The sequence below is a fragment of the Dyella ginsengisoli LA-4 genome (assembly GCF_000334915.1).
Taxonomy (GTDB): domain Bacteria; phylum Pseudomonadota; class Gammaproteobacteria; order Xanthomonadales; family Rhodanobacteraceae; genus Dyella_A; species Dyella_A ginsengisoli_A.
Map to the genome: position 1 here is coordinate 51,537 of NZ_AMSF01000013.1, position 22,500 is coordinate 74,036.

At 69.6% G+C, this 22,500-nt stretch carries 13 protein-coding genes; 5 read left to right on the plus strand and 8 right to left on the minus strand.

The window, feature by feature from the left end; genetic code table 11:
- Positions 1-91 precede the first annotated feature (91 nt).
- The 8 genes from C693_RS0102355 to glk all read right to left on the minus strand — a co-directional run bounded on the left by C693_RS0102355 (position 92) and on the right by glk (position 15,237).
- Positions 92-1,441 carry a cytochrome-c peroxidase gene (locus tag C693_RS0102355; RefSeq protein WP_017460644.1) on the minus strand — a complete coding sequence of 450 codons (1,350 nt, stop codon included), beginning with the start codon at positions 1,439-1,441 and terminating at the stop codon, positions 92-94.
- Positions 1,442-1,482: 41 nt separating this feature from the next.
- Positions 1,483-3,906, minus strand: a complete 2,424-nt coding sequence (locus tag C693_RS20930) for an alkaline phosphatase family protein (protein WP_017460645.1) — start codon at positions 3,904-3,906, stop codon at positions 1,483-1,485.
- 162 nt (positions 3,907-4,068) lie between these two features.
- On the minus strand, positions 4,069-6,381 hold the full coding sequence (locus C693_RS0102370) for a TonB-dependent receptor family protein (RefSeq protein WP_017460647.1): 2,313 nt from the start codon (positions 6,379-6,381) through the stop codon (positions 4,069-4,071).
- Positions 6,382-6,570: 189 nt separating this feature from the next.
- On the minus strand, positions 6,571-7,665 hold the full coding sequence (locus tag C693_RS0102375) for a glycerophosphodiester phosphodiesterase family protein (RefSeq protein ID WP_017460648.1): 1,095 nt from the start codon (positions 7,663-7,665) through the stop codon (positions 6,571-6,573).
- Between the two features lie 72 nt (positions 7,666-7,737).
- Positions 7,738-8,820: an acyltransferase family protein gene (locus tag C693_RS0102380; protein ID WP_017460649.1), complete on the minus strand. Its 1,083-nt coding sequence runs from the start codon at positions 8,818-8,820 to the stop codon at positions 7,738-7,740.
- A gap of 15 nt (positions 8,821-8,835) precedes the next feature.
- Positions 8,836-11,187 (minus strand): beta-N-acetylhexosaminidase, encoded by a 2,352-nt coding sequence (locus C693_RS0102385; RefSeq protein ID WP_017460650.1) that lies wholly within the window; start codon positions 11,185-11,187, stop codon positions 8,836-8,838.
- Between the two features lie 170 nt (positions 11,188-11,357).
- Complete coding sequence (locus C693_RS0102390) at positions 11,358-14,093, minus strand: TonB-dependent receptor (protein WP_017460651.1); 2,736 nt, start codon at positions 14,091-14,093, stop codon at positions 11,358-11,360.
- A 139-nt stretch (positions 14,094-14,232) separates the two neighbouring features.
- Positions 14,233-15,237 carry a glucokinase gene (glk, locus tag C693_RS0102395; protein WP_017460652.1) on the minus strand — a complete coding sequence of 335 codons (1,005 nt, stop codon included), beginning with the start codon at positions 15,235-15,237 and terminating at the stop codon, positions 14,233-14,235.
- A gap of 499 nt (positions 15,238-15,736) precedes the next feature.
- Between glk and C693_RS0102405 the strand changes: the two genes are divergently transcribed.
- The 5 genes from C693_RS0102405 to C693_RS0102425 all read left to right on the plus strand — a co-directional run bounded on the left by C693_RS0102405 (position 15,737) and on the right by C693_RS0102425 (position 22,493).
- Positions 15,737-16,996 carry a sugar MFS transporter gene (locus C693_RS0102405; RefSeq protein WP_198506821.1) on the plus strand — a complete coding sequence of 420 codons (1,260 nt, stop codon included), beginning with the start codon at positions 15,737-15,739 and terminating at the stop codon, positions 16,994-16,996.
- 89 nt (positions 16,997-17,085) lie between these two features.
- On the plus strand, positions 17,086-18,147 hold the full coding sequence (locus C693_RS0102410) for a LacI family DNA-binding transcriptional regulator (RefSeq protein ID WP_017460655.1): 1,062 nt from the start codon (positions 17,086-17,088) through the stop codon (positions 18,145-18,147).
- 109 nt (positions 18,148-18,256) lie between these two features.
- Complete coding sequence (locus C693_RS0102415) at positions 18,257-19,291, plus strand: SIS domain-containing protein (RefSeq protein ID WP_017460656.1); 1,035 nt, start codon at positions 18,257-18,259, stop codon at positions 19,289-19,291.
- Positions 19,291-20,439, plus strand: coding sequence for an N-acetylglucosamine-6-phosphate deacetylase (gene nagA, locus C693_RS0102420; RefSeq protein ID WP_017460657.1), 1,149 nt, complete (start codon positions 19,291-19,293; stop codon positions 20,437-20,439). Before C693_RS0102415 ends, nagA begins: the two co-directional genes overlap by 1 nt.
- 83 nt (positions 20,440-20,522) lie before the next feature.
- Positions 20,523-22,493: an alkaline phosphatase family protein gene (locus tag C693_RS0102425; protein ID WP_017460658.1), complete on the plus strand. Its 1,971-nt coding sequence runs from the start codon at positions 20,523-20,525 to the stop codon at positions 22,491-22,493.
- Positions 22,494-22,500 lie beyond the last annotated feature (7 nt).

Genomic DNA, 22,500 nt, shown 5'->3' on the forward strand with positions numbered 1-22,500 from the left:
AAGTTCGGCGACCGATCGCCGGCCTCATGGACCTGCTGCGATGTGCGGCCCTGCTCCCACGCGATACCAGGTCGCCCGCCCGGACGCGCCACTAGGGCGCGGTCGTGGCGCCGCGCACAGCATCCGTGTCGGGATGCGTAGCCGGCCCGCCCGCCGTCGCGGAATACCCGTCGTCCAGCGTGCGCAGGAAAGCCACCACATCGCTGATCTCGCGCGCGTCCAGCGCCGGCTTCGCGCCCTTGCCGCGATCCATCGGCGCATCGGTTCGGTCGACGTTGCCGCGGTAGCGCAGTGGCAGGTCGTCGTAGACGGCAACCTTGCCGCGTATCACCGGATACCACTTGCCCGGATCGGTATCGCGCTGCACGTAGAACGCCACCACGTCGCGGAGCGAGTGGAAGACGCCGTTGTGGAAGAACACCGGCCGCGTGGCCACGTTGCGCAGCGTCGGCGTCTTGAACATGCCGCAGTACCGCGCCTGCCCGTGCAGGTCGCGGCGGTAGGGGCCGCACAGGCCCAGGTCGACATGCCTGGGATCGCGGTTGGCAGGGATCGCCGGATTGCGCGGCACACCCAGCGCGGCGTAGGCGAAGTCGGTGAAGGGCGCGGGACGGCCCCCCGGCCCCGGCACGTCGATATGGCAGGACGCACAGTTGCCCTTGCGCGGATTGTTGAACAGCGCGTAGCCGCGCAGCTCCTGCGCGGTGAAGCGGGCGTGGCCGGACATCACCGCGTCGAACTTGCTGGTGTAGGGATGGAAGCTCGGGTCCTCGCGCTGGAACGCCGCCAATGCCGCGCCGACATCGGTGAACGCCTGTGCCGGATGCGCGAACACGTCGGCACCGAATACCCGCCGGAACGCCGCGGCATGCGGACCGTCGCGGACCGCCGCGACGACGGCCTGCGGACCGGCATTGGCCATCTCGTTGCGGTCCAGCAGCGGGATCGCCGCCTGCTGCTGGCGCGAAGCAGCGCGGCCATCGCGGGTGAAGCCGCCGCGCGGGCCTTCGTACTCGGCGTCCTCCGAGCCCGGCGTGAAGGCGTCGAGGCTGAACAGCGGCGTGTGATCGAGGTAGCGCAGCGAGGGCACGGTGCGGGTGCCGGCGCGATCGAGGTGCGGTCCACCCAGCTGCACGGCGCGTCCGTTCGGTGGCCCGTAGGCATGCGCCGGGCTGTGGCAGCTGGCGCAGGACATCCGCTTCGAGGCCGACAGGGTGGTATCGAAGAAGAGCCTTTTGCCCAGCTCGGCCTGCGCACTGAGGTGGTCGGGTATCGATGGATAACGCACCCACTGGCGGATCGCCGCGTCGGCCGGCGTGGTGTCCGCCGGACGGCTCGCGGCGGCGACCGACCAGCCGCCGCCGACGCACGCGGCAGCCGCCGTCACCACAAGAGCGATGGCGGCACGCAGGCCACGCCAGGTGTTCGCAAGACAGTGCATCGGGCCAGCCGACGGCAGGATCCCGCCGTCGGTCGTGCGGATCAGAACCGGAACATCGACATCAGGTCGCCCACCGCCGGCCCGTTGATCGGCTGGTACGGCTTGGCGGGCGTCACGACCGGGTTGGGCAGGTTGTCGCGGCTGCGCGCGGACAGCGGCGACAGGCGCCAGTTGCGCTCGATGAATTTCAGGATCGAGGCGTGATCCTGGTAGGCGTGATCCACCACGCCCTTTCGTGCATACGGCGACACCGCCAGCATCGAGATGCGCGGACCGTCGCCGAAGAAATCCACGCTCTGGATGTAGCCGGTGTCGAAGTGGCCGCCGCCTTCGTCGGTGGTGATCAGGATCGCGGTATGCGCCCACAGCTCCGGGTCGGCCTGCACCTTGGCCAGCAGGGTCTTGAGGAAGGCCTCGTAGCTGGCCGGCGCGGAGTAGCCCGGGTGGCCGCTGTCGAGGTTCTTCGGCACCACGAAGGACACTGCCGGCAGGGTGTGGTGGGCGATGTCAGCGTCGAACGTGGCCAGTCCGGCCAGGCCGGACTTCAGCGCCGGATCGCCCACCACCTTCGCCGAGGCGGCCAGCGGATCGCCGATGTTGTTGTACTGGAGCATCTGCGCCTTGGCGACCGGCACGTGGTAGGCCGCGGCCTCGGCGGCGACATCCGCCGCATCGCGCCCGCCGGTGTACCACTTCCAGCTCACGCCCTTTTGCGCCAGCGCCTCGGCGATGGTCGGCACGGTCTGCGGCGGGTAGTTGTAGTTGTCCGGACCGATCGGCTGCGGCTTGCCGTCCATGTCGTAGCCGGGGTTGTAGTTGTTCACCAGGTAATAGGTGTCCGGCGCGCACTTGCTGGGGATGTGGCGCTCCGCGAGGTAGGCCAGGATCGGTGCCACGCCCGGCTGCTTCGGGTCGGCGCAGTTCACGTACGAGCCGCCCTCGTAGCCGTCGCGGGTGTAGAAGTTGGCCGTGCCCGGCATCGGCTCCGGATTCTCGATCTGGTTGGCCGGCGGCATCGCCGGCTTGCCGTCGCGGTTGAAGAACGGCACGTCGGCGGTGGCGATGGCGAAGAAGTTGTCGCCGGTGCCGCCCATGATCGACTGGTGGTAGTTGTCGCTCAGCGCGTACTGCTTCGCCAGCGCGTCGAACAGCGGCGCATCGCCGGCGGACATGTTCATGAAGCCCATCAGCTCGCCGCCCTGTGCCGGGTTGGCCGGGCTCACACCCTTGGTGTCGCCGCCCTGCCCGGTGCTGTCGGCCACCCAGGTGAACATGTCCAGCTTGTGGTTGTCGCCGCCGGTCTGCTGCCACATCTGGAAGAAGCGGTGCACCGGGTCGCCGGTGCGCACTGCCGCGTCCAGGCCGCTCTTGCCGGCGTTGATGTAGGGCACGTAGCGGGTGATCTGGAACGGGCCGTTCGGCAGGTCGGCGGGGAAGCGCTTGTCGGGCAGGCCACCGGCGCTCTGGAAGGTCACCGGGTTCATCTCGCCGATCTGCTGCGGCTGCGGCAGCGTGGCGTACGGACCGGCGCGCTCGGGCTGCAGGGTGTAACCGGTCTGTGGCTTGCCCTGGCTCTGCGCGGCCAGCGCGAAGTTCGGGCCCGGTGTGCCGTCGGCGTTGATGATGCCCTCGGAGAGCAGGTTCTCCACCGTCTGCCCCTTCGGCGGCGCGTAGCCGCCGAACAGGCCGTCGAAGGTCTGGTTCTCGCCGATCACCACGATCACGTGCTGGATCGGCGTGGTGGTCGGCCCGTTCGCCAGCGCCAGCGCCGATGCCGCGGCGCGCGCCGGCACGGCGGCCGAAAGCGGGCCGCGCGCCGGAATCGAGACCTCCGCACGATCGGCGTCACGGCCGACGCTCACCGCGCCATCGTGCAGGTCGAAGTGGACCACGGAGAACAGTTCGGCCAGCGGCGTGCGCGCGCCGGCCTGGAAGTCCGGCTCGCCCGCCGGGTCGGCCACCAGCGCGGCCGGTACGTGGAAGGCGGTATAGAGCGGAGCGAGCACGCCGGAAACGTCCTTGGCGGCCGCCGCGATGGCGGCCTCGGTCACCCCCGCCATCTGTGCCGCCGCCGGGGCGCCTTGCGGCACGCCGCCCAGCGTGCGCTGGGTCAGCAGGGCGGTGACCGGGTTGATGTTCACCACCGCGCGCCCCTGTCCCAGCGTCGGCACGAAGGCCGCGGACAGCGTGACCGGAGAGCCGTCGCTGTCTGCACCCGGCGCGGTCAGCACGAACGGACCGACGCCATCGACGACCAGCGAGTAATGCCCCTGCGCGTCGGTCACGGCAGACACGGTGTGCTTGCCGGCATGATCGGTGGCGGTGACCGGCACACCGGCGAACGGAACCGCCCCACCGACCACGCCGCTGACCGCGACATGGACCTTGCCGTCGACCGGGGGTGCCCCGTGGTGGCAGGCGGCGAGCGGGAGCATCAGGGCGAGCGGCAGCAGGCGACGTTTCATCAATCGGTCTCGATGGGCACGGGAAAGCCGTCGCGCGAGGTATCGCCTTCGACGGCCAGGTCGGACAGGGCGCGCACAGGGTCGCGCGTGGATGTGACAAGGGCATTCCACCCGTCGTCGCCCGCCGCCATGCACGGATGGCGGCGGGCGACGCGGCGAAGGTCAGAACTTCGCGCTGACGTTGAAAAACACCTGGCGCGGCGCACCGGCCTGCAGGGTCTGGTTGTAGCCGTTCGGGTCGGCCGCCACGTAGCCGTTGGTGCCGGTGGTGGCGAAGTAGTGCTTGCCGGTGAGGTTGGTCACGTTGAGCGCCAGGCGCAGGTCGCTCAGGCCGGCCAGCGCACCGAAGTCGTAGCTCGCGCCGGCGTTGAACAGCCAGTACGAGGGCACGAACGAGTCGTTGGTGTAGGTGATGTAGCGCTTGCCGGTGAACTTGCCGTCCACGGTGAAGTTCCAGCCGCCCACGCCGTAGCTCAGGCCGGAGGTGAACATCCAGCTCGGGATGCCGACCACGTACTTGCCCTTGGTCGCGACCACGCCGCCGTTGAGGTAGTCGTCCTGGTACTTGGTGCTGCCGTAGGACAGCGTGTTGAGCCAGCGCATGCCATCCATCGGGCGCCAGATCAGCGACAGGTCGGCGCCGCGGCTGTCCACGCTGCCGACGTTGTTGAGCTGGCTGGCGCAGGTCTGCACGGCCGAGCACGGGGTGGTCTGCAGCAGGCGGTTGGTGAAGCGCGTGTAGTACAGGTCCGCCGCCGCTTCATAGGTGGCGCCGCGCACGCGGTAGCCCGCTTCCAGCGTCTGCGAGCCTTCCGGCTTGAGCGTGCCCTTGCTGGCGTCGAACGCCGCCTGCGAGGTGGCGAACGGCAGCGCGCCGTAGGCGTTGATGTTCTTGCTGTACGAGGCGTAGACGTCCTGGAAGTCGTCGATCCGGTAGTCCACGCCGGCCTGCGGCAGGAAGCCGTCGCTGGCCTTGATGCTGCCCTGTGCGAACGCACCGGTCGGCACCCGCGAGGCCGAGTCGGTGGTGGAACGCAGCGACTTGGCGCCGAAGTTCACGGTCAACCGGCCATCCATCAGGTGCAGGGTGTCCTCGGCGTACACCATCCGCGTCTTGTAGTTGTAGTGCTGCAGGAACGCGCGGTAGAACGGCGTCTCGCCGTCGTAGATGGTCCACAGGCCGGTGTACGCGCCGTACAGGTTGAAGTAGTTGCGCTCGATGTTGTTCTTCGAGTTCTCGCCCCACACGCCCACTTCGATGTCGTTGTTGCCCAGCGTGTACTGCACCGAGCTGGTCACGCCGTAACGGTCCAGGCCATAGTCGGTGGTGCGCAGGGCCAGCGGCACGCCGCTGGCCGGCGACGGCGTGTACGGCGTGGCCCACTGACCCTCGCCGCGATCGGCGTGGTAGTAGGTGCCCAGGTTCCAGGTCAGGTTCTCGCCGAAATTGAAGCTGCCGCTGAGCCCGGCCAGGTTGTCGTGGCGGATGCCGCCGCCGGCGTAGTAGTCGGCGTCCAGCCAGTCGTAGTCGGCCGGCAGGCCGGCCAGCGAATCGGGGTAGCCGTTGGCCACGCCGTTGTACTGGCCGGTGGTCTGGTAGGCAGTCGCCACCTGCACGGCCTTGTTCCAGTCCGGCTGGTAGTAGTCGAAGTTCCAGCCCAGCACGCGCTGGCTGGTCAGCGACAGATCCTGGTAGTCGTATTCCTTGCGCTTGGAGCTGTCCACGAACAGGCTGATGCGGTTGCCCTCGCCCCACTGGTAGACCGACTTCAGGTTGACCTGGTTGGAGCGCTGCGAGCCGTAGCCCTTCCACTTGTCGGTGTTGGCGTGGTTGTAGGACACGTAGGTAGACAGGCCATGGAAATCGCCGGTATCCAGGCGCACGTAGGTGCGGCGGGTGTTGTCCGAGCCGATCGCCTGGTCGACGCGCGCGCCGGCCTTCGCCTCCGGATCGGCCGAGTAGAACTGCACGGTGCCGCCGAGGTTGGAACTGGACGGCGTGCCCAGCGCGCCGGCGCCCTGCGCCAGCTGCACCGAGGCGATGTTGTCCGAGCTGATCGCGCGGGTCACCTGCAGGCCGTTGGTGACGCCGTAGCCCATGTTGCCCAGCGGGATGTTGTCCAGGGTGAAGCCGAGGCGACTCTGGTCGAAACCGTGCAGGCTGATCGTGGTGGACCACTCGTAGGCGCCCCACGGATCGGACGACTGGAAGTTCACGCCGGGCAGCTCGTTGAGCACCTTCAGCGCGCTGGTACCCGGGGTGGCGGCCTTGATGTCCTCGCTGCCGATGGTCTGCACCTGGCGGGTTTCGCCGGTGGCGACCACCGAGATCGTCTGCAGCTGCTTGGCGTTGTCGGCAGCCGACGCATCGGCCGGTGCGGCGACGGGGACGTCGGCGGCGAAGACGTTGCCGTGCAGAACGGCGAACAGGGCCAGCGCGAGGCCGGTGCGGCGTAGCGGGAAGCGGGAAGACATGCGTAGGCATCCTCGGCGCGCAGGTCCGCGGACCTGTCGCCAACGTGGGAGATGGGGGTGAACGAGCGCCGTCGCGTGACGGATCGCCACAAGCATGGGCGGCGCCCGTGAAGATTCGTTTACATCCGTGTGTACGCAAGAACGGACGTCTAAACGCAACTGTCACATGACGGCGCGCGCCGCGCGCGATCAGCGCGTGTCCACTGCCTCGCGACCCAGCGCCGGGTCGTCGGTGAAGAAGGCATCGATGCCGGCGGCCAGATAGACCTTGAGCTCGGCGACCATGCCGCGGGCGTTGACCGTGTCCGGACGGTCGCCCTCCCAGAACGCTTTCGCCAGGAAGGTGTTTTCCGGGCGGAAAGTGTATGGATGCACTTCCAGCCCTGCCGCGTGCGCATCGTGGACCAGCGCGGTGGGACGGCCCAGTTGGCCATCGGCGGTGTACGGGATGATCGCCTGGTAACCGGGGCCGATCGCATCGGCATAGCGGGCGATCGTCTTGAGCCCGGCCGGGGTGGTCATCTGGCCATAGGTGAGCGTGCCGCCGGCGGCGAGCACGTCGCCGGGGCGCACATCCGGATCGTCGATCAGCTGCAGCAGGCGGATGTTCGGGTGCGTGCGACCGAGCTTCCCGCGCAGGTACTTCAGGTTGCCGATCTCGAACGACTGGATCTCCACCGGCGCGGTGCGCGTATAGGCGTGCGCGGCCAGCGTGACCAGCAGCCTGTCCTCCATCGGCAGGCCGATGCCGCGGAAATAGGTCCCGTGCTTGATCTCCGGTATCAGCCCGACCGGGCGCCCCCGCGCGGCCGATTCGGCGGCGGTGAAATCGATGATCTCGTCCAGCGTGGGGATCTGGAACTGGCCGTCGTACGCGGTGCCGCGCAGCTCGGGCAGCCGCTCGCGGGCGCGCAGGGTCTTCAGCTCGGCGAGGGTGAAATCCTCGGTGAACCAGCCGGTGACGCGGTGGCCGTCGATCACCTTGGCGGTGCGCCGGCCGGCGAACTCCGGATGGCCGGCCACGTCGGTGGTGCCGCCGATCTCGTTTTCGTGCCGGGCCACCATCACTCCGTCGCGGGTCATCACCAGGTCCGGCTCGATGAAGTCGGCGCCGTCGGCGATCGCCCTGGCGTAGGAGGCCAGGGTGTGCTCCGGCCGCAGCGCGCTGGCGCCGCGATGGCCGATCACCAGCACGCGCTGGACCAGCGCCGGTTCGGTGGCATACGACGCGCTGGACATCGACAGCATCCCGAGCAGGAGGGCATGAAGGGCTGGACGGTACATCGGCGCGACTCCGGCTGCGGATCCGCCTTGTAGCCGGTGAACCTTACCGCCTGATGGCAGGCCGCCGCGAGCCTACAGCTTGAGGTACATCCCGCGCCGATCCATCGCCCACACGATCGCCCACCACAGCGCCACGAAAGCGATCGCCCAGGCGAGCGAGGCCACCCGGGGGCCGGCCAGCGGCGTGATCCAGCCGGCGAAGCCATGCTGGTAGAGCAGCGGCTGCAGACCGCTGGCCGGCAGCAGGATCTGCATCAGCTCGGAGCCGGCGTAGGCGGCGATCGCATTGACGCCGAAGCGACGACCCAGCGCGGGCCAGCCGCGCCGGTCGATCAGCACGTGGCAGGTCAGCAGCGCGAGCATCGCCCAGCCGGCGGTCCACAGCACGAAGCTCGGCGTCCACAGGTTCTTGTTGAACGGCTGCACCGTGGCGGCCAGCCAGCCCGCAACCACCGCCATCACACCGGCGATCAGCAGGGCTCGACGCGCTCCGGCGCGCAGCCAGGTACCGGCACACAGGCCGAGCAAGGTGCTGGCGATGGCCGGCAAGGTGCTGAGCAGCCCCTCCGGATCGTGCACCTGCCCGGTGACGGCGTTGTGGTCCCAGACATAATGACCGAACACCATGCCGTCGACCCGGTCGACCGGGTTGTCCCACCTGGCCGTTCCACCGAAGTGAAGCAGCACGGCATAGCCCGCCAGCAGGCTGCCGAGCGAGATCCACCAGGCCCGGCGCGGCGTGTGGATGGCCAGCGCCGCGGTCACCGCGAAGCACACGCCGATCCGCTGCAGCACGCCCGGCCAGCGCATGTCGCGCCCCGGCAGCAGCCAGGCCGCCAGCAGGTTGATCGCCACGCCGAGCAGGAGGATGCGCAGCGCCCGGCCCATCGCCGCCCGCAGCAGCGGGGCGCGCGCGTCGCCACGCTCCAGCCGCGGCCCGAGCGCCAGCGCGATCGACACACCGACGATGAACAGGAAGAACGGAAAGATCAGGTCGGTCGGCGTGCAGCCGTTCCACTCGGCATGCTCCAGCGGCCAGTAGACGCGGCCCCAGTCGCCGGGGTCGTTGACCAGCAGCATCGCGGCCACGGTGAGCCCACGCAGCGCGTCGACGCTGGCGAGGCGGCCGGAGGACGAAACGGCAGCGTTCGACACGGCGGGGGCCTCCGCTCAGGGCGTCGGCGCGGCGTCGCGCAACTGCACGCGGTCGAACGCGTACAGCGGCCCGTCGGTCGGCGCGGTGAGCGCGAAGCACAGCGTGTGCCGCCCCGGCGGCGGCGCGATGGCCGCGTCGAAGGCCAGCGAGCGCGGGGCGCTGGCCGGGTCCGGCAGGGTCCAGCGGGTCAGCTCGACGCCGTCGCAGGTGTCCAGGTGCACCACCAGCTCGCCGAACGGCGTGGCGTGCGGGCGCTGCACCACCAGCTTCGCCTCGTGTGCCAGCGCATAGTTGTTTGGCAGGCGCTGCAACGCCACGTGCAGGCCGTGGATGCCGTCCAGCGGCGCGTCGGCCCACTGCTGGCAGGCGTTGAACAGCGGCAGCTCGTACACCGGCGACAGCGAGGTGACATCCGGCAGCGGCTGCACGCGCAGGCGGAACGGGCTGCCCGGGCAGTTCGCCAGCGCCGTGGTGCCGCGGGTGAGCAGCGCGGCGCGATCGATCACCCGGCTGCGCGGCGCGCCGAGCACGCTGCCATCGGCGGCATAGGCTGCGGCGCGCACGGTCACCGGCAGGCTCACCTCGAACGGGGCGGTGTAGACCGGCGCGCGCGCGCCGGGGGTACTGCCGTCGAGGGTGTAGCGCAGCGTGCCGTACCTGGCTTGGTTGGACAGCGTGACGCGGGTACGACCGGAGGCCAGTGCGGCGTCGGCGTCCACGTCGATGTCGGGTGCGAAGGCACTGTCGGCATAGCCGATGCCGGCCGCGCGGTAGCGCGCCAGCTGCGCCGGCAGACGGGCGAGGAAGTCGTGCCAGTCGCGACGGGCCGGCGTGGTCCAGGTCGCCTCGGCCAGCGCGTCCAGCCGCGGGAATACCGCGTGCTCGACGTGGGCGAAGCTCGGCATGTGCTCGGTCCACACGTTGGCCTGCGCACCCAGCACGTGGGTCGCTTCGGTCGCATCGAGCTGCTTGGGCACCGGCTCGAACGCATAGATGTCGGCCAGCGACTTCACCGGGATGCGACCGGTGGTCTCGTCGGCGCGGTCGCTCTGCAACTGGTCGAAGTAGAGGTCCGGCGCGGGTGACAGGATGACATCGTGCCCTTTGCCGGCCGCTTCCACGGCCCCCTTGCTGCCACGCCAGGACATCACCACCGCATCGCCGGGTACGCCGCCCTCGAGAATCTCGTCCCAGCCGATCATGCGGCGGCCGTGGGCGCCGAGGTAGCTACCGAGCTGGTTCATGAACCAGCTCTGCAGCGCATCGTCGCTGGCCAGGCCGAGGCGCTTGCGCTGGGCCTGCACCGCCGGCGAGGCCTGCCACTGGTCCTTCACCGCCTCGTCGCCGCCCAGGTGGATGTAGTGCGAGGGGAACAGCGCCATCACCTCGTCCAGCACGTGCTCCATGACCCGCACGGTCGCGGGACTCGGGTTGTACAGCGTGGTGTTGACGCCCCAGTCGACCGACACCTTCGGCCGCTTGCCGGTGACGCCCAGACGCGGGTACGAAGCCACCGCGGCGGTGGCGTGGCCCGGCAGGTCGATCTCCGGCACCACGGTGATGTGGCGGGCCGCGGCGTAGGCGACCAGTGCGCGGATCTGCGCCTGCGTGTAGAAGCCGCCGTAGCGCTTCGGCTCGCCATCATGGCCGGCGTCGGGCGGCGTGCGCCAGGCGCCGATGCGGGTGAACTCGGGATAGCGCTTGATCGGGATGCGCCAGCCCTGGTCGTCGACCAGATGCCAGTGCAGCACATTGAGCTTGTGCTCGGCCATCTGCTCGATCAACGTGCGGATCTCGTCCGGCGTCTGCATGTGGCGCGCGGAATCCAGCATCAGACCCCGCCAGGCGAAGCGCGGGGCATCGTCGATGGCAAGCGCCGGCAGCGGCGCGCCGGCCGGCACCGAGGTCAGCACCTGCCACAGCGTCACGGCGCCGTAGAACAGGCCGGCGTCGGTGCGCGCGCGGATCTGCACGCCGTCGGGTGCGATCACCAGCCGGTAGCCCTCGGCGGCAGCGACCGATCCATCGCGCACGAAGCGCACCGCGGCAACATGGCCATCGGTCGCCAGTGGCAGCGCAAGTCCACGGCTGGCCTGTGCCCTCTTTGCCAGCCATTGCGCGGCACCGGCAGCGGCCCGATCGCCATCGGGGACGCCCAGCGCGTCACCGGAGCGGAGCACGAAGCTGCCCGACGCGCGCTGAAGGGACGCGACCTGCGGGATCAGCGACAGCGGCGGCACGGCGGGGGCCGGCGGCACCACGGCGACGGGGGCGGCGGGACGGGTTGCGGTGGTCGGCGAGCACGCCGCCACGAGCGAACCGGCGACGACCAGGGCCAGGCGGATCAGGGTCGGGCGGCGGGGCATCGATCACTCCTGCAACGGTGGCAACCTGCATGCTGCCACGCAGTTCAAAAAAAACGGGCCCGAAGATCGGACCCGCGGGGAGTAGAAAGAAACTCTTCTAAAGGGAGGCGGCCATCCATGGCCGGGGCCCTACGCGACATCGGGGTCGAGGCGATGCCGCGCAGGACAGGTCAGAGCTTGAAGCGCAGGTTGAGGTAGTACTGCCGGCCGTTGACATAGAACGCGTACGGCTGTTTTCCGTAGGCGTCGTTCTTGGTGTAGTACTTCAGCTTCGGGTTGTTGAGGTTCATCGCGTCCAGCGACAGCGACATGTAGTCGGTCAGCTGCACGCCGAACGACGCCGCAAGGTTGCCGATGCCCTGCTGGAAGTAGGTGTCGGTGCGGCTCACGCCGGCGTAGAACTGCGAGCGGTAGGTGTAGCTGATGCGGGCATTGAAGCGCTTGTTCTCGAAGTAGCCCGACACGTTGTAGGTGTTCTTCGAGGTGCCCTGCAGCGGCTTGTTGCCGGTGGCGTGGCCGTCGGCGTAGGTGTAGTTCGCCTGCACGCCGAAGTTGTCGCCGATCGGCTGGATGTAGTTCAGCTCCAGCCCGCGTACCTGGCCCTTGACGTTGGTCGGCACGCTGATCAGGTAGTCCGAATAGACGTCCTGGCCGGCGTTCTGGGTGGCCTGCAGATCCTTGAAGCTGCGCACCTCGTTGCCGAAGTTGACGTAGTCCTTCAGGTTCATCGCATAGACGCCGGCCGACAGCAGGCCGCGCGGCGCGAAGTACCACTCCACCGCCGCGTCGAAGTTGGTGGAGATCAGCGGCTTGAGCTTCGGGTTGCCGCCGCTGCCGGTGTGGGTCAGGTCGTCAGCCGACACCGAACCGGCCAGCGCGGAGTAGTCCGGACGGGTCATCGTCTGCGAGGCGGCGAAGCGGGCCACCCACTGGTCGTTGATGTCGAACTTCAGGTTGGCGCTGGGCAGGAACTTGCCGTAGTTGTGCTTGTAGACGTTCCAGTAGTAGGCGCCGAACGCCGAGCCGGTGATCGGCCCGGTGACGCTGCTGGCCTCCGCATCCGGCGCGGTACTGGTGTAGCCGATGGTCTCGTCGGTCTTCACGTAGCGCACGCCGACGTTGCCGCTGGCGATGCCGGACTGCCAGTTCAGCTGCACATAGGCGGCCGAGTCCTTCTCCTGCACCTTGTAGATGTCGTTGAAGTAGAAGCGGCTGACCGGGTCGCGGTTGGCGAACTGCGCGTCGATCTGCGCCAGCTGGCCCGGCGTGTAGTACCAGATGTTCGACGGGAAGGTGGCGCCCAGCGAGCTGCCGAAATCGCCCGGGTAGTTCTGGTGGCTGGTCGGATAGGCGGCCGGGTTCTGCCAGTCGGTGGCGAAGTTCGGACCCTGCGCCACCTCGAACGGGTTGCTGCGCTCGTGCTTGGCGTAGCGACCGCCGAACTGCAGCGAGGTGAGCGCGCCGTCGTCGAAGTCGAGCTCGCCGTCGAACTGCGCCCAGTCCTCCTTGTCCTTCACCTTGATGCCCTGGCCACCGAAGATCCAGCCGGCCTGCGGGTAGATGCCCGAGGGCGAGCTGTTGTCGCCGCCCAGGGTCCAGTTGGTCGGCTGGCCGATGCCGCGCATCCCCCAGCTGGCGCCCGCGCCCACGGCGGTGCCCAGTTCGATCACGTCCTGGGTGGGGCTGGCGCCGGTACCACGCGTGGTGCCGACCTGGCCCTTCAGGTCGAAGTGGTCGGTGACACGCCAGTCGGCGTCGAGGGTGAGGTACTTGGATTCGGACGAGGCGCCCGGACGCGAGATCTGGTCATACACGCCATAGGGCGTGGTGCTGCCGGCAACCGGCGCGAAGTTCGCGCTGGTGAGCACGCCGTTGCTGACGGTGTAGCCCGGCTGCAGGCCCGCGCCCGATGGCACGAACTGGCTGGCCCACATCAGGTAGTTGCGGTTGTAGTTGTCGGCCTTGAGCTTGGAGTAGAAGCCGCTCAGGTCCAGCGTGAGGTTGTCGGTGGGCTTGATCTCGAAGTCGACCACGCCACCCTTGCGCTCGCGCTGCTGGGTGAACAGTGCCGCGCCGGTGAGGTTCGGGTAGTAGACGCCGGCGAGATCCGGATGCGCGACGGCGATCGGATCGGTCGCCTGGATCTGGCTGTAGCCGCCCACGATCTCCTGGCCGTTGCGCTGCAGCGAACGCTTCTCGTAGAACGCCTGCACCAGCACGCCGGCGGTGTTGGAGTCGTTCTTCCAGTTGAACAGGCCACTGAACTGCGGCTTGGTGTCGCTCGGCAGATCGGAGTACACGCCGCCGATCGAGGCCTCGGCGGTCATCGGCTTGGCAAACTCCAGCGGCTTGCGGGTGATGATGTCGACCGAACCGGCCGCGCCGCCTTCGACCAGGCGCGCCTCGGAGGTCTTGTGCACCACCACCTGGCTGACCACTTCGGCCGGCAGCAGGCTGTAGCTGACGCTGCGGCCCACGGTCTGCACCTGGCTCAGCACGAACCAGTCGCCGGTGCCGATGGTGTGGCCGTTGACCAGGGTCTGGGTCAGGCTGGGATTGGTGCCGCGCAGGCTGACGCGGTCGTTCTCGTCGAAGCCACCCTCGCTGGCACTGGCCGAGCTGATGTTCACGCCGGGCAGGCGCTGCAGCGTGTCGGCCACGTTCTTGGCCGGCAGCTTGCCGATGTCCTCGGCGGTGACGATCTCGACGTGCGAGGCGGCATCCTTCTTCAGCGCGAGCGACTCGGCCTCGCTGTCGCGGATGCCGGTGACGGTGATGGCAGCCAGCTCCTTCACCTTTTCCTTGCGCGGCGCCGTGTTCTGGCTGGTGTCCTGTGCGTGCAGCGTTCCGCCGATGCACAGGCTGGCGATGATGCTCGCGGCTAACAGCGTCTTGCGATGTGACATGGTGTCCTCCCCTCAGAGCCATTCGGCGACGGTCCTCTTGCGGGATGCCGCGGCCGGTGAAGTTGCTGGGCTTGCGCCCGTTGACGTGGAACTACTGCATCGTGGGTGTTGCGAAACCGGAAACAGCACGACGGCGTGCTCAGCACTCCGTCGCCGAATGACTCTCCAGGTACAGTCCCGCCGCGCCGATCACGCCATGCTGGCCGTGCTCCATCAGGCGTACCGGGACCTGCTGCAGGTAGGCGTGCATCACGCCCTTGTTGAAGAACCGCGTGGCGAACGAGCTGGTCAGCAGCAGCTCGCGGATCTGCGGCAGGATCCCGCCGGCCAGGAACACGCCCCCGCGTGCCCCGTACAGCAGGACCAGGTCGCCGACGAAGCTGCCGAGCAGCCCGCAGAACACTTCCAGCGCCTCCACCGCCTGCGCGTCGGTGCGATCCAGCGCGGCGCGGGTGATGTCGGCCGGGCGCGCCAGCGTCGGCTCGCGGCCTTCCAGCTCGCACAGCGCCTGGTAGAGATTGAGCAGGCCCGGGCCGGACAGCGCGTGCTCGAACGACACGTGCGAACGCTCGCGGGCAAGGATGCGCAGGATCGCGATCTCGCGCTCGTTGCCCGGCGCCAGTGCGATCTGCCCGGCCTCGGTGGCCAGCACGGTCGGACCCTGCGGCCCCGGCAGCAGCACCGCCGAACCCAGCCCGGTACCCGGCCCCATCACCAGCACCGGACCCGGCGCGGCTGGCGCGGTGTTGTCGATCACGCCGATGGTGTCGGCGCGGGTGAGGAACTGGGTGGCGAAGGCGACCGCCTCGAAATCGTTGACCACCGCCAGCCGCGCCAGCCCGAGCCGCTCGCGGATCTCGCGGATCGACACCGGCCACGGCAGGTTGTCGTTGACGATGGCGTCGCCCAGCACGTAGCCGGCACTGGCCACCGCGCACTGCTCGATCGGCGCTGTCGGCGCCAGGTGGGTGACGAAGTCTTCCAGCACCGCAGTGAGGCTGGGCCAGTCCGCGCAGGCGTAGCGGTGGTAGGCATGCACCTGCACCGGCTGCGCGGTGCCAGGCGTGCGACTGACCAGGCCGATGCGGGCGTGGGTTCCGCCCACGTCGGCCGCCAGGAACGGTCGCGTGGCGCCCGCCGCCATCGTTGCTGCGCTTTGTCCCGCCACGTCCGCCACGCCGGATTCCCCCGTGTTCCCTCCGGTCCCTGGCGGCAAGCGCCCGTGGGACCCCATGGCGACCGAGTGTGTCTACGCCGTGACAACGTTGTCAACCATTTCCTTCGGCACGGTCGCGGTGATCGATGGCGCGACGCAACAAGCCCCTCCGGCGAGCGGCTGACCGGACACCCCCAGCGGACTCCCGGGGCGCATGAAAAGGCGGGGTTTCGGCGGCATGGGTCACAAAATCGCGCTGCCGCATCGCATCACTCGCGGGTATGGGCAGGCGTCCGGCAGCGCGCCGGACGGGTCATCTTCGCCCCGACACGATCCGTCGGGCCCGATTGACAACGTTGGCCATGGACGTCCATAAAGCGAGCCTGGGAAAGGCGAAGCCGGGGAGCATCGCCCGACCATCCATCACGCCGTTGCAGACCGTTCCGGGGAGTTCCGCATGTCGTCCACCACGCTCGACGCCGCGCCGATGGCCGGCCGCTCCACGCTCGGGCCGATGATCATCATCGGCGTGCTGTTCTTCATCTTCGGCTTCGTCACCTGGCTCAACGGGCCACTGATCACCTTCGTCAAGCTGGCGTTCAACCTCGACGACGTGAACGCCTTCCTGGTGCCGTTCGCGTTCTACATCTCCTATCTCGTCTTCTCGCTTCCCTCGTCGGCCGTGCTCCGGCGCATCGGCATGAAGAAGGGCATCGCTGCGGGCCTGTTCGTGATGGCGGTCGGCGCGGCGACGTTCGGCCAGTTCACCACCATGCGCATCTATCCGGGCGCACTGACCGGCCTGTTCGTGATCGGCGCCGGCCTGTCGATGCTGCAGACCGCGTCCAATCCGTACATCTCCATTCTCGGCCCGATCGAAAGCGCGGCGCAGCGCATTGCCTTCATGGGCATCTGCAACAAGATCGCCGGCATTGCGGCGCCGTTCGTGATCGGCGCGCTGGTGCTGAGCGGCATTGACAACATCGACGCCCAGGTCAAGGCGGCGCCGACCCCGGAAGCCCGCGAGGCGCTGCTGAACGCCTTCGCCGGCAAGGTGCACCTCCCCTACCTGGTGATGGCCGGCCTGCTGGTGCTGCTGGCGATCTGGATCGCCTTCTCCTCGCTGCCGGAGATCAAGCCCTCCGGCGCGAATGCCGAGACGGCGATCGGCCACCGCGACGGCAGCCTCTTCAGCTTTCCGCATCTGTGGCTGGGCGTGCTGTGCCTGTTCCTCTACGTCGGCGTGGAGGTGATGGCCGGCGACGCGATCGGCACCTACGGCGCCAGCTTCCACCTGCCGCTGGACCAGACCAAGTTCTTTACCGCATTCACCCTGGGCGCGATGCTGGTCGGCTATCTGGCCGGGCTGGTGCTGATCCCGCGCTTCATCAGCCAGCAGCGCTACCTGGCGGTGTCGGCGGTGCTCGGCGTGCTGTTCTGCCTGGGCGCCTATGCCACCTCCGGCTATATCTCGGTCGGCTTCGTGGCGGCGCTGGGCTTCGCCAACGCCATGATGTGGCCGGCGATCTTCCCGCTGGCGATCAACGGCCTGGGCCGGCACACCGAGGCCGGTTCGGCCTGGATGATCATGGGCATCGCCGGCGGCGCGATCCTGCCGCAGGCCTTCGCGCATCTGAAGCTGCACATCGACTTCCAGCTCGCCTTCGTGCTGCTGATGGTGCCGTGCTACCTGTACATCCTGTTCTACGGCCTGCGCGGGCACCGCGTCGGCCAGCACGCCGGCTGAGATCGCGATGACGGCGGCGCACCCCGTATCCGCCACCGGCCGGGCCGGGTGGGCTACGATGCGTCGCCCCCTGCCAGGAGTGTCCCGCGTTGCGCCATGCCACCATCAAAGACGTCGCCAAGCGGGCAGGAGTCTCGCTGAAGACCGTCTCGCGGGTGATCAACCAGGAGGCGTCCGTGCGCGCCGACACCCGGCAGAAGGTGGAACGTGCGGTGGAGGCGCTGGGCTACCGGCCCAACCTGTCCGCGCGCAGCCTGCGGGCGGCGCACTCCTATGCGATCGGCCTGGTCTACGACAACCCGAACGCGCACTACGTGATCAGCCTGCAGGAGGGCGTGCTGTCGGCCTGCCGCGAGCGCGGCTTCGGCCTGCAGATCCATCCCTGCGACGCGAGCTCGCCGCACCTGGCGGACGAACTGGTCTCGCTGGTCAAGCGTGCGCGGCTGGCCGGCCTGGTGCTGGCGCCGCCGATGTCCGAGCAGGCGGAGCTGATCGCCACGCTGAAGGAACACGACGTGGCCTTCGTGCGCATCATCGCCTCGCGCGAGGATCCGCGGGACGGCTACCCCTGCGTCTACGTGGACGACCGCGACGCGGCCTACGCGATCACCGAGCACCTGATCCAGCTCGGCCACACGCGCATCGGCTTCCTGTGGGGCGAACCGCATCACCGCTCCAGCCCCGAGCGCTACCAGGGCTACGCCGACGCACTGAAGGACTACGGCATCCCGCTCAACAAGAAGCTGGTGCTGCCCGGTCGCTACGCCTTCGACGACGGCTTCCGCGGTGCGCGCAAGCTGTTCACGCTGAAAGAGCCGCCCACCGCGATCTTCGGCAGCAACGACGAGATCGCCGCCGGCGTGCTGGCCGCGGCCCGCTCGACCGGGCTGGACGTGCCGTGGGATCTCTCCATCGCGGGCTTCGAGGACAATCCGTTCTCCAAGCAGGCCTGGCCGGCGCTGACCACGGCGCGCCAGTCCACCCGCGAAATCGCCCGCCACGCCGCGCTGCGGCTGATGGACGAGCTGGCCCATCGCGAGGCCGGCGAGGACACACCGCCGCCAGCCAACGAGGGCTTCGTGCCCGAGCTGGTGGTGCGCGGCTCCACCGCGCCGCCGCGCGGCGCCGCGCCGCGCAAGCGCGCGGACTGACCGCCGGCTGCGCGCCGGCCCAACCCCATTCCCGCCACCGCCATCCACGTCGCCCGCCCGGCGCCGTGGCGCGCGGCTGCGCGTTCCCTTTTGCCTGACGGATGCCCCGATGAAAGACGCAAGCACCACCCTGATGTACCGCGAGGCCGGCGAGAGCGCCGAGGTGATCGAGCGCCAGTTCGCCCGCAATGCCGAGCGGCTGGCCGAGCTGGGCGAGCGCCTGCGCGCGGATCCGCCGCGCTTCATCGTCACCTGCGCCCGCGGCAGCTCCGATCACGCCGCGGCCTACGCCAAGTACGTGTTCGAGACCCAGCTCGGGCTGGTCACCGCCTCGGCCTCGCCGTCGGTGTCCTCGATCTACGACGCACCGCTGAAGCTCGAGGGTGCGCTGTTCGTGGCGATCTCGCAGTCCGGCAAGAGCCCGGACCTGCTGCGCGCGGCGCAGGCGGCGAAGGACGCCGGCGCCACCGTGCTGGCGCTGGTCAACGTGGAGGACTCGCCGCTGGCGGCGATGGCCGACACCTTCATCCCGCTGCATGCCGGCCCGGAAAAAAGCGTTGCGGCTACCAAGAGCTACCTCGCCTCGCTCGCCGCGGTGCTGCAGCTGACCGCCTGCTGGCGCGGTGACGGTGCACTCGACGCGATGCTGGCGGAGCTGCCCGGCCAGCTGCGCGCCGGCTGGAACGCCGACTGGTCGCCGATGGTGGATGGCCTGCGCGATGTGCAGAACCTGTTCGTGGTCGGCCGCGGCCTCGGTTTCGGCGCGGCGCTGGAGGCCGCCCTCAAGCTCAAGGAGACCTGTGGCCTGCACGCCGAGGCATTCAGCGCCGCCGAAGTGAAACACGGCCCGATGGCGCTGGTCGGCGCCGGCTTCCCGGTGCTGTTCTTCGCCCAGGACGACGGCACGCTGCCGAACACGCTGGCGGTGGCCGGCGAGTTCCGCCAGCGCAACGCCCGCGTGCTGCTGGCCGCGCCCGGGGTGGACGACGACGACTGCCTGCCACTGGCGGCAGGCGTTTCGCCGCTGACCGCGCCACTGCTGGCGGTGCAGAGCTTCTACAAGGCGGCCGCGGCGCTGGCGCTGGCGCGCGGGTACGATCCGGACGTACCGCCCCACCTGCGCAAGGTCACGGAGACCGTCTGATGTCCGCCACCACCGCCCTGGTCAATGGCCGCGTCATGGGTGAGCACGGCCCGCGCGACGGGCTCGCCGTGCTGCTGCGGGACGAACGCATCCTCGCCGTGTGCCCGGCCGACGACCCCCGCGTGGCTGCGGCGCAGCGGCACGATCTCGGCGGCCGGCTGCTGCTGCCCGGCTTCATCGACGTGCAGGTGAATGGCGGCGGCGGCCTGCTGTTCAACGACGCCCCCACGGTCGAGACACTGCGCGGCATCGCCGCGGCGCACCGGAAGTACGGCACCACCGGCCTGCTGCCCACCCTGATCACCGACACGCCGACGGTGATGGCCAACGCGCTGGATGCGGTGGACGCGGCGATCGAGCGGGGCGTGCCGGGCATCCTCGGCATCCATCTGGAAGGCCCGTTCCTTGCCGGCGCGCGCAAGGGCATTCACGACAGTGCGCTGTTCCGCCCGCTGGGCGAGGACGACCTGGCGCTGATCTGCAAGCCGAGGCTCGGCGTGGTGATGCTGACCCTGGCGCCGGAGTGCGTTTCCACCGACACCATCCGCCGGCTCAGCGAGGCCGGCGTGGTGGTGGTGGCCGGGCACACCGGTGCCGACTACGCCACCACCCGCGCCGCGCTCGACGCCGGCGTGCGCGGCTTCACCCACCTGTACAACGCGATGACCCCGCTGACCAGCCGCGAGCCCGGCGTGGTCGGCGCCGCGCTGGAGGACGCCGACAGCTGGTGCGGCCTGATCGTCGACGGCCATCACGTGCATCCGGCCAGCCTGCGCGTGGCGATCGCGGCGAAGGCCCGCGGCAAGAGCGTGCTGGTCACCGACGCGATGCCGCCGGTCGGCTCGGATCGGCCCGATTACGTGCTCAACGGCCAGACCATCGTGATGAAGGACGGCATCTGCCAGAGCGACGACGGCGTGCTGGCCGGCTCCGCGCTGGACATGGCCACCGGCGTGCGCAACCTGGTGCAGCTGGTCGGCCTGCCGCTGGCCGAGGCCTCGCGCATGGCCAGCGCCTATCCCGCCGACTGGATCGGGCTGGGCGCCACCCACGGGCGCATCGCGGCCGGCCAGCGCGCCGACCTGGTGCTGCTGGACGACGCGCTGACCGTGCAGGGCAGCTGGATCGGCGGCGCGTTCGCGGCCTGAGCGCCACTGCCACGGGACTGCAACCGGGGCGATGCGATCATCCGTAGTCCATCGCGTCGCCACCGTTGCATCGAGGTCCCCGCATGTCCCTGCTCCGTCGCCTGGCCGCCCCGCTGCTCGGCCTTGCCGCTCTGTGCGGCACGGTCCACGCCGCGCCCGCCGCGCACCACCGCGTCATCGTGTTCGTGTGGGATGGGATGCGTCCCGACGCGATCAATGCCGAGGACACGCCGAACCTGCTGGCGCTGTCGCAGCGCGGGGTGTTCTTCACCGACAACCACTCGACCTACCCGACCTTCACCATGGCGAACGCGTCGAGCTTTGCCACCGGCGCGTTTCCCGGCCCGATCGGCTTCTACGGCAACAGCTTCTGGGCGCCCGGCGGCGACGGCCTGAACGCGAGGGGCAAGGCGGCGGACTTCCAGAACCCGATCTACACCGAGGATTACGCGGTGCTGCGCGACCTCGACCGGCTCGAGCACGGCGAGCTGCTGCAGGTGCCGACGCTGCTGGCCACCGCGCACCGGGCCGGGCTGACCACCGCGGTGATCGGCAAGTCCGGCCCGGCCTTCCTGCAGGACTACAAGCTGCCGGACCAGGGTGGCGACAACGTGCTGCTGGACGAGAACACCGTGCTGCCGCTGCGCTTCGCCAAGGAGCTGCAGCGCGCCGGCTACCCGCTGCCGGCGAACACGATCCACGCCTATGCACCGTCGCAGCTGCAGCTGGCCGCGGACAACGGCGCGCCCACTGCGCCGGGCAAGCTCGCCACCCTGCGCGACGGCGTCACCTCCGACGCCACCGCCGGCGGCGAGACCACGCCCGGGCCGGCCAACGCCTGGATGATGCAGGTCTATCTCGACGAGGTGCTGCCCAAGCACCGGCCGGACATCAGCGTCGTCTGGCTGCGCAATCCCGACACCACCCAGCACCAGTACGGCGTGGGTTCGCCCGAGTTCCACCGCGCGCTGCAGGCGCAGGACGAACTGCTGGGCCGGCTGCAGGCGAAGCTGCGCGCGCTGGGCATGGCCGACGACACCGACCTGGTGGTGGTGTCCGACCACGGCCACAGCAACGTGGCCGGTCCGGCCGACCTGTTCCCGCTGCGCACGATCAACGACGGCCGCGTCGGCGGACGCGACCCGGAGTGGGGCTACTCGGTCTCCGGCAGCCTGCGCATGGCCGACGACCTCACCCGTGCCGGCTTCCACGCCTACGACGGCCAGGGCTGCACCTACGCGCCGGTGATGAGCGGCATCCGCGCCGACGGCACCCGCCTGCACCCGACCCGCTACGACGACGACGGCAGCATCTGCGGCAAGCCGGGTCCGTACACCACGCCCAGCTACAAGGTGCCCGACGAGCTGCCGGCCGACGCAGTGGTGATCGCGCCGAACGACGGCACCGACTACTACTACGTGCCCTCGCACGACCCGGCGCTGGTGCGGCGGCTGGTGCGCTTCCTGCAGTCGCGCGCGGTGGTCAACACGGTCTTCGTCGCGCGTCGCTACGGCGCCCTGCCCGGCACGCTGCCGGCCGAAGCGGTGCACCTGGGCAACGCGAAGCGCGGACCGGACGTGATCATCAGCTACGCCTGGGATGCCCACGCCGTCGTGCAGGGCTTCCGCGGCACCGAGGTCGGCACGGTATCGACCGAGCGCGGCCAGCACGGCAGCTTCAGCCCGATCGACGTGCACAACACGCTGGTGGCCAGCGGCCCGGACTTCCGGCAGGCGATGCGCGATCCGCTGCCCAGCGGCAACGTCGACCTGGCGCCGACGCTGGCCGCGGTGCTCGGCCTGACCCTGCCGACCGCGCAGGGACGCGTGCTGCACGAGGCGCTTTCCGGTTCGCTGGCGCGACCGGTATCGGACTACACGGTGGCGCCCGCCGCGATCCGCCCGGCGACGGCGGCGACCGGGCTGAAGACGGTGCGCATCGACGGCGCGCCGCTGCCGGCCACCCGTTTCAGCTTCACCGTGAAGCAGAAGGTGCTGCGCTTCGACGGCCGCCGCTGGACCTACTTCGACCAGGCCGCGGCGGATCGCCACTGAGCCGGTC